Consider the following 15,229-nt stretch of genomic DNA (forward strand, 5'->3'; position numbering starts at 1 on the left):
AGTTATTTTAATTAAAAAAACATAACAAGTTTAATATGGAATTAATAATAGAAATATAATAAAAATGGATATAATAAATATAATAGGAGGGATTATATGACAGATAAATTAAGAGAATCATTACTAGGGCTAATTAGTGATAATCATTACAATCCTCTTAAAAAGGAAGAATTAGCGCTGATTTTTAATATACACCCAGCAGAAATGCCAATGTTCTATAACTTTTTAGATGAATTAGAAGAAGACGGTTATATAGTTAGAACAAAAAAAGGAAGAATCATGTCTCCAAATCAAATGGGACTATTTGTAGGGAAATTTGTTTCTCACAGAAAAGGTTACGGATTTGTAGAGTCTGATGAAGAATTTAAACAAGATTTATTTATTCCTAAAGACGATATAAATGGGGCACTTCACAATGATAGAGTTATGGCAGAAGTTGTAACACCTGCTACAGATGACAGAAGAGCTGAAGGTAAAGTTATTAAAATAATAAAAAGAGAAGTAACTAGAGTAGTTGGTTTATTTCAAGAAAACAAGAGCTTTGGTTTTGTTGTGCCTGATGACAAGAAATTTAACCAAGATATATTTATACCAAAGAGAGTTTTCTCTGGGGCTAAAAATGACGACAAAGTAGTTTGTGAAATAACAGTTTGGCCACAAGAAAATAGAAAACCAGAAGGTAAAATAATAGAAGTACTTGGTCAAAAAGGTGAAAGAGGAGTAGAAATTGACTCAATAATTAGAGCTCATGGACTTCCAGAAGAATTCCCTAAAAAAGTAATAGAGGAAGCTAATTATGTGGCAGAGCAAGATTTAGGCGATGAAATAGCAAGAAGAGTTGATTTAAGAGATCTTAATATATTCACAATAGATGGCGAAGATGCGAAGGATTTAGACGATGCTATTTCCATAGAAGTATTGCCAAATGGTAACTACAAATTGGGAGTACATATTGCCGATGTTACTAACTATGTAAAAGAAAAGAATAAGTTAGACAAAGAAGCTTTAAAAAGAGCTACATCTGTTTACTTAGTAGATAAAGTAATACCGATGTTACCAAAACAATTATCCAATGGTGTTTGTTCACTAAATCCATTTGAAGATAAGTTAACTTTATCTTGTTTTATGGAAATTGATAGTCATGGTAAAGTTGTTAATTCTGAAATTGCAGAAACAGTTATTAACTCAAAAGCAAGAATGACTTATACTGAAGTATCAGACATATTAGAAAAAGACGACGAAAAATTAAAGAAAACATTCGCTGCTCAAGTTGATGATTTTATAAAAGCTGAGAAATTAGCTAGAATTTTAATGGAAAGAAGAAAAGTAAGAGGAGCAATAGACTTTGACTTCCCAGAAGCCAAAATAATATTAAATAGTGATGGTGAAGTTGTTGATATAAAACACTATGAAAGAAGAATATCAAACAAAATGATAGAAGAATTTATGCTTGTTGCTAACGAAACTGTGGCAGAGCACTTCTATTGGTTACAGTTACCTTTTGTTTATAGAATACATGAGACTCCATCAGCAGAAAAAATGGAAGATCTTAAGAAGTTTATAGCTACATTTGGATACACAATAAAGGGTGACTTGGAAAATGTTCATCCAAAAGAAATCCAAGGAATAGTGGAAAAAATAAAAGGTACTAAAGAAGAAGAATCTATAAGTACAATAGCCCTACGTTCTATGAAACAAGCTAAATATTCACCACAATGTGTAGGTCACTTTGGACTGGCAGCAAAATACTACTGTCACTTTACTTCTCCAATCAGAAGATACCCAGACTTACAAATTCATAGAATAATAAAAGAGCAGTTAAACAACAAAATTAATAATAAGAGACAAGAACAACTAACTCATATAGTTGAATATGCATCTACTCAATCATCAGAAAGAGAAAGAGCAGCAGAACTTGCTGAAAGAGATGTTCATGACTTCTACAAAGCATGCTATATGGCTGACAAAGTTGGCCAAGAATTTGATGGTACTGTATCAAGTGTAACGTCATTTGGTATGTTTATAGAATTAGAAAATACAGTAGAAGGTCTTATAAGACTTGCTAATATGAGAGATGATTATTATATTTATAATCAAGAAACTTACACAATCATTGGAGAGAGAACTCACAAAACATTTAAGATTGGTGATGCTGTAAGAATAAAAGTTGATAATGTAAATGTGGATTTTAGAGAAATAGATTTTGCACTTGTATCTAAGTTGGAAGAAAGTCATATTGAAGAAGATTTAGAATCATAGTAAGAAAATAAAAAATAAGAATATTTATAATAAGAAAGATATAGCTATTATTTTTAGCTGTATCTTTTTTTATTGCAAGGATAAAAATCTAATTTTGGAGTATAGGCAAGGTAGTACTATCAGATTACTTCTTTGTGAGGGAAAAAGAGTATACTTATGGGATAATAAATATATCATACAATGAATATAGAGAATAATTTGTCAATTCATACAATATTGTAAATTATTTTTTTATAAGTTGAGAAAAGTTTATCTAAATTCATCCCATAGGTATTTCAAAGTTCCTATTAGGGAGTTCAGGGGGGAACAAATGAAGAAAAGTAAATTATTAAAGAAAGTAGCTTCTATTTTTATGGTAGCGCTAATGGTTATTACTATGATTCCTCAATCAGTGTATGCATCTGAAGTATCAAAAGTTTTAGATGCATCAGATAAGAAGGTAGTAACTTACATTAATGATCAAGGAAAGGAGATTAAAGTTAATAATGGAGACACACTAAATATATCTACTACAGAGAATGGAACATTTACATGTGATGGCTATAGCAGTGGCAGTAAAGATATTGAGTGGCGTACTTCATGGGAAGGTAGTAGTCAGGATAAACCAATCTGGATTGGATTATATAGTGGAGATATTTCCATTCGTCGTTCGGGAAAAGTTAATGCACAAGTTACAAAAGCAGATACAGGGGAAGTACTATGCGCATTTAATATTGTGGCAGAGGAGAAAAAGGTTGAAGACATAAAATTATACATTGATGATAAAGAGGTAACCAATGGTACATACACAGTTGCTGGACATCAGTGGAAAGAGATTAAGATAAAAGGAAAATATGCTGATGATGATAAATATGTAGATTTTTCTAACACTAATGGATTCTCAGTTACATCAGATAAGGATTTTATATCATGTAATAATAATAATATAGTTAGTTTTGCTTTTAATAAACCAGGAACAGGAGTTATTACTTTAGAAGGTTTTGGAAATAAGGCTTCGGTTAAAGTAACTTCAAGTTATGTACCTGTTGAGTCAGTAAAATTAAATCTTCGTCCAGAGGTGAAGATGCATCGCTTACAGTATTCTATGGGTTCAGATGATAACTATATTGGTATAGGTCAATCAGAATTAAGTAATGGCGTTACAATTACTCCTTCAAATAGTAGTAATTATACTGTAGAGTGGAAAGGAAACAACGATAAAGTAGCTTCTTATCATGATACACATAGTAATGGATTTATTGGACACGATAGTGGAACTGTAACAATAACTGCATCTGTGGATGATAATGGAAGAAATATTTCTTCATCTTGTGATGTTGAATATGTTTTTGAGAAACCTGTTGAGGGAATATCTATGAAGGATGATCAGAATACTTTAACAATAAAAGAAGAAGACAATATGGTATTGCCATTGGTATTTGAGCCAAATGGAGATCAAGAAGAAGATCAGCCATCGAAAACATCTATGAAATGGGAATTCAGTAAAAATGGTATAGTAGAGATTAAACATAGTAGAGGTCAGTATGACCGCTATGCAAGTAAGACATTTGTAATGAATGCTCTTGCTCAAGGTACAGTAGAAGTAACAGGAACACCTTTAGCAGCAAAAGATGGAGTAAAACCAGTGAAATTTACTGTAACAGTAGAAGAAGGTGATACACCACCTCCAAATACTGATAGATTAGTATCTCAGGGAACTTCTAGCTGTAAATCTTATTACTCTAGGTATTGGCAACATGATACATGGAAATACACAGATGAATGGGACATAATAGCTCTTAAAAGGTCAGGTATTGGTCTTGGGAAGGATGAAGCAGGGGCTATAGACTCTTACAAAAGTAGTATTGCCTCTAAAATTGAAGACGGAACATTATCTAATAAAACAAAACCAACTACTTTAGCAAGAGTTGCACTTGCTTTAGAGAGTATTGGTGTTGATGCTTCATCATTTGCAGGGTTCAATTTCTACGATGCGTTATTAAATAGTAACAAGATAAATACAGGAAGTAATGAATCAATATGGGCATTGATTGCTTTAGATGCAAAGAAAACTCCAGTTTCTGAAAAGGTTAAATACGATAGAGATAAGCTTATTGAAACTATTATTTCTTTCCAAACCAAGGATGGAGGGTTTAATCTAAGTTCATCTGAAAATGGTGGGGACGTAGACTTAACGGCGATGGCAATACAGGCTCTTTCTAATTATCAAAATAAAAGTAATGCAAAGGAAGCTACAGAAAAAGCACTTACTTTCTTACGAGATAGTATGGAAAGTTCTTGTGACATGAATGGAACTAGTGAATCTATAGCTCAGACAATTATAGCTGTTTCTTCTCTTGAAAAAGATATTGCTGATAAAGAAAATGGATTTACAAAAGGAAAGAGTAAGAATATATTTGTGGCAATGGATAAGTATAGAGACTATAGAGGATTTAAACATATGAAAGAAGATTCTGATACGAATCATATGTCAACTCAACAAGCGCTACTTGCATTTGCATCATATAATCGCATTAAAAATAATGAAAATACTTTATATGATATGACGGATATATCATCTGAAAATTATGAAGTTCCAGTTATCACTGTAACAGGTGTAGAAAATAATCAAGTAGTTGCAAAAAAAAATATTAAAGTACAAATTAGTGCTTCTCATAAAAATGAGAATGTGGAAAATATTAAAGTATGGCTTAATGGAGAAAAAATAGAAGGTAAGGATGGAAATTATACACTTAGCCTTAAATCGGGAAATAATAGCATGAATATAAAAGCTATATCAAATAATGGAGCATCATCATATTTACAATGGAGCATAAAGTTTGCTACGTTAAATTATCAAAAGGAAATTAATAATAAAATTACAAAAATGAACTCATGGGCTAAAAGTATTATAAATGAAAATGATTATACATTTTCTGAAAATGAATTGATTATGACTTATATGAGAACTGTAGGAAGTAGTTCAAAAATATCAAATAAAGTTTTAGAGAAGCTACAAGAACAAATTAAGTTCAAAAATGTAGATGAATGGACTAATACGATTATGGTACTTCATGCTATGGGAGTTGATGTTAGCAATGTTTACGGTGAAGATTTTTGGAAATATGGAAATTCATTTATAACTTCTCTTTCTCAACAAGATAATGTTCAAATTTTAACTGCTATTAATTCAAAATCTGAACAAAATGTACCAAAAGAGATATCTAAAGAGAATCTACTTAACAAAATAGCAACTAATTCAGATGGCGGATTTGGAATAAATGGTAAATCTAACGTATATGAAACAGGTTGTGCTGTGATTGCTCTTGCAAAAGAAGGTAATAGACAAGAAGAAGTTGAAAAAGCTATTGAATGGTTAGCAGAGAATCATACATCATCAGGAGGTTTTACTCAATTAGGATCTTATAGTGAGTTAAGTTCTACAGCAAAAGTTATGGAAGCACTTTGTGAAGTAGGAATTGATTTTACATTGGATGATAGATTTAATAATACTGAAAATATTTATACTAAATTAAAAATATTACTTGCAGAATCTGGAGAAGACCAAAATGAAGATGTATATAGGGCCTTAGCATCATATCAAAGATTATATAATGAAAAAGGATCTATTTATAGTATGGATGATGTAATTGCTCAACCTGGTTTAACTACATCTAGAAAGAAAATGGAAGATACAGTAGTAAACTATTTACAAACTATAGATTTTAGTACATATAGCGAAGAGGCTACAGAAGCAGCTTATCTTTTGATACGCGGTAATGAGGCTACAAAAGCAGTATATAATTATTTAGATGTTCTTAAAGAAGCTATTAAATCAAATCAAGTAACTACTGCAAGAGAGTATTTCTTTGCAGGACTTTATCTAAAGGAGAATGGTGTAACTCTAACAGATGTAGATAGTACTAATATGCTTTCTAAACTTGATGATTTAGAATATACAACTACAGATAATTTTGGTAGTGTGAAGTCAAGGGCGACAATACCTATGTCTTATGCTCTTATGACCCTAAACTTGGAGCCAAATTATGAAACTAGCTTAAGAGAAGATTTAACATCAAAAATTGAAAGTAACCGAGTTCCACAATCTAGTTGGACAGGAAAAGGATTTTATTCATATTATAATGAATACTTTGCTCCTGTAAATCAAGAAGCTACAATAGTTGCAATGATGGCTTTAAAAAGCTCAGAGAAACTTACGGATATAAATTCTTTAATTGACTATTTGGGAGGTAAAGGAACAGACGGTCACGATGAGAGACAGCTAGATGCAGGATACTGGGCTGACTACCGTAAGGATTCAAATAAGCTTGTAGGAAATTTAGTTACAACAGCAGATATGGTTGTAGGTATTCCAATGTTCGAAGTAGATATACTTTCAGATGCAAGATTTAATAAAGATAACGGAAATGTGGAAGATGGAATAAGAGCATTTTATCGTGCAAGCGGATTTGCTGATACACCATATAATAATGAAGTAAATACAAAATCATCTATTGGAGGATATCGTGCTTTATTATCACTTCGTTTTGCAGAAAATAATGCACCTAGTATTTATGATATAAATACCAAACGTGAGATAGATAAAACAACTTTAGAATCTAAAATAAAAGAAGCTGATACACTTAAAAAAGATGATTATATAATAGAAACTTGGACAGTATTTGAGAAAGCTCTGGAAGAGGCAAAAATTATAGTAAAACAAGAGGTAGTAACTCAAAAGGAAATAAATTTAGCATTAGAATCACTTAGAAATGCTATGAATGGATTAGAAGAATATAATGAAATTAATGTTACTTTCCGTCTTATGGGAGATTGGAAACATGATGATAAAAATGAACATACAGGATATGTAAACTGGATTAAGACACGTTCATATACAGTTTCAAAAGATGCTAAAGTATATGATATATTTGAAAAAGCTATGAAAGACTCAGGCCTTAAGAATACAGTTACAGACTCGAATTATGTATCTATGATTCAAGCACCAGAAGTTTTTGGTTCATATGTGCTTTCTCAAGGTGATAATGGAGTAAATAGTGCATGGCAATATATGATTAATGGAGAGTATTCAAAAGTAGGTTTAAATGAATGTAAACTTTCGGATGGTGATGTTATCGTCTTGAGATATGTTGATGATTATACAAATGAATTAGATATGAATGAAGCATGGAAAAAAGTTGAAGATTTAGAACCTACAGAGGTTTTTGAAAAGATACGTGCTAGTGCTAAGATGGAACTTAAGAAATATGTTGATATGGAAGATTATGAAAAGGAACAACAAAAATCTATTGAATCAATTTTAGATAAAGCTATGAAACAGTTAGACAAAGTAAAAGATACTGTAGAAGTTAAGGAAATAGTAACTGAAGCTAAAAATGATTTAGATGAAATACCTACAAAAGCTGAAATAGAAGAAGAGGCACAAAAAGAGCTATTACAAATTAAAGAAAAAGCAAAAGAAATTTTATCTTCATATAAAAATTTATCTCTATATGAAGATAAAGAAAAAGCGGAACTTAATAAAATTTTAGAAAAAGCATTTATTAGTATTGATGAAGCGAAGAGTAAATCAGAAGTTGAAAAAATAGTAACTAGCACTAAGGCAAAAATGGATGATATTGAAACAGCAGAAAAAATAGCTATTGATAGAGTTATAGAAGCTATTAATAAAATAGAAAATCCAGTTACTATAGATCAAAAGCCTATAATTGAAGCTGCAAGAGAAAAATATAATGCTTTGACAAAGGATCAGAAAAAGCAAGTAACTAATTATGAAATATTAGTTAAGGCTGAAGAAGATTTAAATAAATTAGTGAATGATGACTCTAGTAACAATGGTTCTGAAGGAAATAAACCAGATGGGGATGATTCTAATAATAATGGTTCTGAAGATAATAAGCCAGATGGAGATGACTCTAATAATAATGAACATAATAATTCTCAAGATGATGATGTTAAAACAGGAGATAACACTCAGATAGGGTTTATAGTATGTTCATTAATACTAGCAATAGGTGGAATCTATTTAGTAGAACTTGAAAGACGTAGGGGTAAAATTAAGTCTAATAAGTAATAAAAAATAAGTTTACTAGTAATTTATTAACTTTTAATTGTTAAGTTTGTAGAATTATGTATTAATAATTTAAAATAAAATAGGGTTATTTAACCTTAATGTAACACATTTCGCAAAAGATTAAGATACAATTATCTTAAGATATTTCAAAATTAAAAATAATTGGAGTGTTGTTGTTATGCTTAAGGTTATTAATTCTATTGGAAGTAATATTGAGACTAGTAATGGAAAAAGTATAAGTAGGTGTAATAAAACAGCAGGAGCAGAAAAGGTATATGAAAGAAAAGAGTATATTATTTTAAAGGTTAAAAAAGGCTACATAGTGTATAACACAAAAAAAGTATTTGAAAATGGTCATACCCATCTTCAAAGTTTTGAAATGTCCAAGACGGTTATTGACAATAGTATAAGAAAGAAAAGACCAAAAACTAATAATATTTATTTAATAGAAAGTCATATTAGGGTCACTAATGACAGTAAATATAAGCAAATATTAGAAGAACTAATAAAAGCTAAAAAAGATAAAACTAAAGATAACAAATATCACAACAAAAGTTATTGCAATGCTTGTTAAATAAAAAAAGAACCATCTATGATTTTACATAGATGGTTTTTTTACATAATTTATATATAATTTAAATTTAAAATAAATATAGATAATATGGAAATATAGTCTATATTATTTTATTATGGTAATAGGGCTTTTGAAGAATAGAGGAGGGAGCATATGAGGGAAAAATACATAGACATAGTAAATGACATAACATATTATTACAAGGAATCAGTAAATTTGTTATTTGAGGAAGAAAAGAGCAAGATAATTACAATTACCTTAGTAGATTTTGGACATATAAGAGTGTATTTAAGAAATGCAAGTAAAGAAAAAATTTATTATGATTCAGAAAACTATGAAGCCATAGAGAATGGTCCAGTTCAAATTAGAAAAATAGAAATAGGGTATTCAGTTGCATCAATAGGTGAGTACAATAATGAGCCAGTAGTATTTACATATGAGTGTGAAGAGGTAGATTTTGAATTAGATCTTTATAATTATAGTAATATAAAGATAAATAAAAAATATATTAAGCATGATTATAGAGTTAAGCTAGGAAACAAAATAGCACATAATTTGTTGATGAAGCATGCTACTTTAGGTTATGAATTTTTAAATGAAAAAGAAAAAAATATTTTGCCTGTGGCTATGTGGATATCTATTTTGGACTCGAGTCAAAAATTTATAGGTTTACCAGATTATAATAAGATTTTTGATTTATTTATACAATATAATGGAAAATATGAAAAAGAAGAGTTTTTACAAAAAGCTATACAGATAGAAAATGATTATGAAGATATAAAAGAAGTAAAAAAAGTATGCAAAATAATGAAGAATGGCCTTGATAATTTACAAGTGTCTTTAGATAAAAATGATTATTTGAAAATGGAAGAAAAGTTGATAAATCACTTATCTTTTTGGAATAGTTTAGAACCAGTATATAAAGTATATACTGATTTCACTAACTACATGAAAGAAGCTTGTGAAAGTTTTGAGACTAACAATCTAAATCAAAATATAGAAATAGAAAATTATATAAAAAATAAAGTCGGAAGTAAACTTGTTAAAGTTGGATTTGAAGAAGAATTTCCTTTTTACAGAATAAAAACAGAAGAGAAGATATATGTGCTAGAGTTTGATATTATTAATAATCAAAAAGTAAATATAAAAATACTTCAAGAGATACTTGATGAAAGTCCTGAATTAGTAGAACTACTAAATATGATGGATTATAAATATTTGAAACCTGAAGATATAGATGGATGGGACGAAGAAATTTGCAAAACTAAAGAAGATATAGATGAAGAAGTAGAAATAATACTAGATTGTTTATTAGTCGATAAAACTCTATCTAAACAAAATGGTAAATTGGGAATAATAGGCGGAATAATTGTTGCTATAATCTCCTATTTATTATGGAAGCCATCTATTTTAATTTGTGGAATAATAGGAATTGTTACATGTATAATTTTAGTTGCTATTGAGAAATATGGAAGAATTTTCACAACGTTTTGGAATGAGGAGGACAAATAAGATGAAGATGAGCAAGAATGATTATATAAAACCTAATAAGATATTTTTTGATAAAGAATGGGTAATGTCTAATATATATGAGACACAAGAAGAGTTTTTTGAAAAAGGGGAATTCGCTTTAGGATGCATAGTTGCAGCTAACAATAAGCTTTTTAAAAGAGGATTTTTAGATTTACCAGGATACATAATATACACTTTTGATGGATATTATGAAGAGAACTTTGAAGAGTTTGAAGAACTTGCATCTAAAGTCTATGATTTGGGAGGAACAAAACAAGAGGATAAGTCTTTAAAAAAGATAGCTTATTTATTAGAAGATATGATGGAGAATGATTTTGGGATAAGGTTGCCTTTAGAAATGACAGATGGAAGAGAGGTATTTTTTTCATCAATAATGTTTAATAGAAAGTACTTACCAGGCAAAAAGTTAACAGGAAGAGTTTACCCACTACATATTTTAAGAGGTAGAAAACCAGATGTAATGTTAATACCACATTGGTATTGGTAGAAAATATGATATTTCATTGTAAAAGAATAATCGTTATGATTATTCTTCTTTTTTGTATATGAATGTAAATCTTAACAAAAGTTAAGAATTACTTATTAGGGGCTTAATATTTGTTTTTTATTATGTAATAGAAAAGGAGATGATATATTATGAAATTAAAAAACAAATTAGTAGGAATTATAGTTATTTTAGGAACGATAATATTTGTAGGAGGAAATAACCCTTTAGTAGGATTATCAAATCACAAGAATTCTTATATAAGTGAAAATAGTGCAAATACCAGTACAAAGAACAGTAAATATCTTATGTTAGTTAATAAGAAAAATCCATTAAATCTTGATTATGAGCCTAAAAATTTGGTTAAACCAAATGTGAAATTTTTAAGTAGTACTAGTGAAGAATGTAGACAAATGGATGAAACTGCAGCAAAAGCTTTGGAAGAATTATTCCAAGGAGCTAAAGAAGAAAATATAATTCTTTTAGGATCTTCAGCATATAGATCTTACAGAAGTCAGGTTAGGGTTCTTAATGATGAGATTAGTTCAAAGGGTGTAAACTATGCCAATAAATATGTGGCTAAGCCAGGCAACAGTGAGCATCAAAGTGGATTAGCAATAGATGTAACAAATGAGGCAAGATGTTTTGACAAAACAAGTCCAGAGGCACAGTGGTTAGCAAATAATGCTCACAGATTTGGATTTATATTACGTTATCTAGAGGGAAAAGAAAATATCACAGGATATAATTATGAGCCATGGCATATCAGATATGTGGGTAAAGATGCAGCAAAAGAGATTCATAAAAGAAATATTACTTTAGAGGAGTATTTAAATGATATGGTATAATAAGGTAAACATAAGGAGGGAGTTATGGCTAGTAAAATTCTTGTAGTAGATGATGAAAAAGAAATTAGAAATTTAATTGAAATATATTTGAAAAATGAAGGTTATACTGTGATAAAAGCCAGTAATGGAGAGGAAGCTCTTAAGGTATTGGAAAAAGAGGAAATACAACTTATGATACTAGATATAATGATGCCAAAGATGGATGGAATGGAAGTATGCAGAAGGGTTAGAGAACATTTAAATATACCTATTCTTATGCTTAGTGCTAAGTCTGAAGACATGGACAAGATTGCGGGTATTATGACTGGGGCAGACGATTATTTAACAAAGCCTTTTAATCCATTGGAATTATCAGTAAGAGTAAAGGCACTTCTTAGAAGAACTTATTATTTTAATAACATGAACAAAGAAGAAGATATTATAAATATTGAAACTTTGACTATAGATAAAAATAATAGAACAGTTAAAGTTGGAGACACAGAAATAACTTTTACAGCGAGGGAGTTTGATATTTTATATTTACTAGGTAGCAATAGGGGGAGAGTTTATAGTTCGGAAGAAATATTTACTAAGGTATGGAAAGAAGATTATTTTGGTTCAAACAACACGGTTATGGTTCACATGAGTAGAATAAGAGAAAAGTTAGAAAAATATATAGAAGGAAATAAAATAATTCAAACTGTATGGGGAGTTGGTTATAAAATTGAAAAATAAAAGAAGGATTTTTAAATATATAATAATCAGCGCTTTAGAATTTGTAATAAGTGTAATATTAAGCTTAGCTACTTTTTGGATATTATATAAAGTAACTTATGATTTATATATTAATTATCGAACTCCAATATTAAATGTAGTAATTAAAGCTTTGTTTAGATTGAACGATAATTTTTTTGCAGGAAATATATACGGAATTATAGGAATTTTAATTTTTCTTTCAATATATTCTCTTATTACTTATAAGAAGTATAGAAATGTATCACTGTTAGTGGATAATGTGGAAGAAATGTCAAAAGGAAATTTGGACAAGAAAATAGAGATAAAATCAAGGGGAGATATTGATCAAGTAGCACAAAATATTAATAGTATAGTTGAGCAGCTGAAAGATATAACTGTGGAAGAGAGGAAAGCTCAACAAACTAAGACGGACTTGATTACAAATGTATCTCACGATTTAAGAACACCTTTAACTTCAGTTATAGGATATTTAAATCTTATTGAAGAAGGAAGATACAAGGATGAAGTGGAGCTTATGTACTACGTGGATATAGCTTACGAAAAATCTTTAAACTTAAACATACTGATTAACGATTTATTTGAACTTACTAAAATGCAAAATAGAGTTGTTAATTTTAATAAAGTAGAACTAAATTTAGTAGAGCTAATAGGTCAGTTAATTTCTCAGTTTGAAATACAATTTAGACAAGAAAATATGAATTGTAGAATAGACTTTTCTGTGGACAAACTTATATTAAATGCTGATCCAATTAAGTTAGTAAGAGCTTTTGAAAATCTTATTACAAATGCCATGAGATATGGAAAAGATGGACATTATGTGGATATAAAAGTATTTACAGAAAAGAAAATGGCAGTAGTCCAGGTAATAAATTATGGAGAGCCTATTCCAATACTGGATCTACCTCATATATTTGATAGATTTTATAGAGTAGAAAAATCAAGAAATACATTCAAAGGTGGCTCAGGTTTAGGACTTGCCATTACAAAAAATATTATAGAAGCTCATGATGGAAGTATTTGTGCTATTAGCAATAATGAAAGTACTATTTTTGAAGTTAAAATACCATATTTAGATGAAGATAAACTCTACAAGTTAACAGAATAATCTGTGGCTTGGAGAGTTTTTTATTTTATTTAGGGTATAAATAATTTATAGCAAATTACACAATCTATGAGAAGTAAGATTTTACATAAAATATATAAATAAAAAGAGGTGGAAAAATGGCACAGGAAAATCAAAGTAATAATATGGGCTGGAATTTTGATAATAGTTATAAAAATTTACCAAGGTCTTTTTATAGTGAAATAGATTTAAATCCAGTGAGAAAATCAGAGCTAGTTGTTTTAAATAAGCCTTTAGCAGAAGAGTTGAAATTAAACACAGAATCATTGAAAAGTGAAGAAGGTTTACAAGTTTTAGCTGGAAATAAAAAAGTTGAAGGCGGTGCATATATTGCACAGGCTTATAGTGGTCATCAATTTGGCAATTTCACAATGTTAGGTGATGGAAGAGCCGTTTTAATTGGTGAACAAAAACTGGATAATAAAACTTCAGTGACAGGTTTTGATACAAATAGATATGATATTCAGTTGAAGGGAAGTGGAAAAACACCGTATTCTCGTGGTGGTGATGGAAGGGCAGTACTTGGACCAATGCTGCGTGAGTATATAATTAGTGAAGCTATGTACAACCTTGGAATACCAACAACTCGCAGTTTAGCAGTAGTAAAAACAGGAGAAAATATTTATAGAGAATATGTGAAAGAAGGGGCCATACTTACTAGAGTTGCAACAAGTCATCTTAGATTTGGAACTTTTGAATATGCTTCAAACTACTTGGGAAAAGAAGAAGTGAAAAAATTAGCTGATTATGCCATCGAGAGACATTACCCTTACGTGAGAAGTAATGAAAATAAATATTTGAGTTTTCTAAAAGAAGTAACAAAAGCTCATGCAGAATTAACTGCTAAATGGCTATGTGTTGGTTTTATTCATGGAGTAATGAATACAGACAATATGACTATTAGTGGAGAGACTATTGATTATGGACCTTGTGCATTTATGGATATTTATAATCCAGACACTGTATTTAGTTCTATTGATTATCATGGAAGATATGCTTACAAAAATCAGCCTAAAATGGCATCTTGGAATATATGCAGATTTGCAGAAACACTGTTACCTTTAATAAGTGAAGATGGGGATACTGCCATAGATCTGGCACAAAAGGCAATATTTGAGTTTTCTGATTTGCATTTTAAGTATTGGTTCTCAAAAATGAGAAGTAAACTAGGGTTGTTCAATGAAGAGGCTATGGATAAGGCTATAATAGAAGATTTATTGACTATGATGGAAAAATATAAAGAAGATTATACAAATACTTTTTTATCGTTAACTTATAGAAAAAACATGAACAGAGGAATGTTCCTTACAGCTGAATTTACAAACTGGTATAAAAATTGGCAAGAAAGATTGGAAAGACAAGAAGAGTCTATTGAGGAAGCTTATGAGCTTATGAAAACGTCAAATCCAGTAGTTATACCAAGGAATCACAGAGTAGAAGAAGCATTGGATGCAGCAGATAATGGAGACTTCACAGTAATGGAAAATTTGCTTTCTGTTATTAGTAATCCTTATGAATATAAAGTAGAGTGTGAAAAATATTTTGATTTGCCACAACCGTCAGATTTACCTTATAGAACTTATTGTGGAACATAAGAATA

At 29.7% G+C, this 15,229-nt stretch carries 9 protein-coding genes; all 9 read left to right on the plus strand.

Annotated features, from left to right (window positions below; genetic code table 11):
- The first annotated feature begins 96 nt into the window (after positions 1 to 96).
- The 9 genes from rnr to TEGL_RS02210 all read left to right on the plus strand — a co-directional run bounded on the left by rnr (position 97) and on the right by TEGL_RS02210 (position 15,224).
- Complete coding sequence (rnr, locus tag TEGL_RS02170) at positions 97 to 2,259, plus strand: ribonuclease R (protein WP_018591735.1); 2,163 nt, start codon at positions 97 to 99, stop codon at positions 2,257 to 2,259.
- Between the two features lie 310 nt (positions 2,260 to 2,569).
- Positions 2,570 to 8,332, plus strand: a complete 5,763-nt coding sequence (locus tag TEGL_RS02175) for a DUF4430 domain-containing protein (RefSeq protein WP_018591734.1) — start codon at positions 2,570 to 2,572, stop codon at positions 8,330 to 8,332.
- A 178-nt stretch (positions 8,333 to 8,510) separates the two neighbouring features.
- The gene (locus TEGL_RS02180) at positions 8,511 to 8,906 is read left to right on the plus strand and encodes a hypothetical protein (RefSeq protein ID WP_018591733.1); all 396 of its coding nucleotides are present in this window, start codon (positions 8,511 to 8,513) and stop codon (positions 8,904 to 8,906) included.
- A gap of 153 nt (positions 8,907 to 9,059) precedes the next feature.
- Positions 9,060 to 10,418, plus strand: coding sequence for a hypothetical protein (locus TEGL_RS02185; RefSeq protein WP_018591732.1), 1,359 nt, complete (start codon positions 9,060 to 9,062; stop codon positions 10,416 to 10,418).
- Position 10,419: 1 nt separating this feature from the next.
- Positions 10,420 to 10,926, plus strand: coding sequence for a hypothetical protein (locus TEGL_RS02190; protein WP_018591731.1), 507 nt, complete (start codon positions 10,420 to 10,422; stop codon positions 10,924 to 10,926).
- Positions 10,927 to 11,075: 149 nt separating this feature from the next.
- Entirely contained in the window at positions 11,076 to 11,771 is a 696-nt protein-coding gene (locus TEGL_RS02195) for a M15 family metallopeptidase (protein ID WP_018591730.1), read from the plus strand.
- Between the two features lie 24 nt (positions 11,772 to 11,795).
- Positions 11,796 to 12,485 (plus strand): response regulator transcription factor, encoded by a 690-nt coding sequence (locus TEGL_RS02200; RefSeq protein ID WP_018591729.1) that lies wholly within the window; start codon positions 11,796 to 11,798, stop codon positions 12,483 to 12,485.
- On the plus strand, positions 12,475 to 13,611 hold the full coding sequence (locus TEGL_RS02205) for a sensor histidine kinase (RefSeq protein WP_018591728.1): 1,137 nt from the start codon (positions 12,475 to 12,477) through the stop codon (positions 13,609 to 13,611). Before TEGL_RS02200 ends, TEGL_RS02205 begins: the two co-directional genes overlap by 11 nt.
- Before the next feature lie 116 nt (positions 13,612 to 13,727).
- On the plus strand, positions 13,728 to 15,224 hold the full coding sequence (locus tag TEGL_RS02210; protein ID WP_018591727.1) for a protein adenylyltransferase SelO: 1,497 nt from the start codon (positions 13,728 to 13,730) through the stop codon (positions 15,222 to 15,224).
- Positions 15,225 to 15,229: the final 5 nt, after the last annotated feature.

Origin of the sequence: Terrisporobacter glycolicus ATCC 14880 = DSM 1288, assembly GCF_036812735.1 — a bacterium.
Classification (GTDB): domain Bacteria; phylum Bacillota; class Clostridia; order Peptostreptococcales; family Peptostreptococcaceae; genus Terrisporobacter; species Terrisporobacter glycolicus.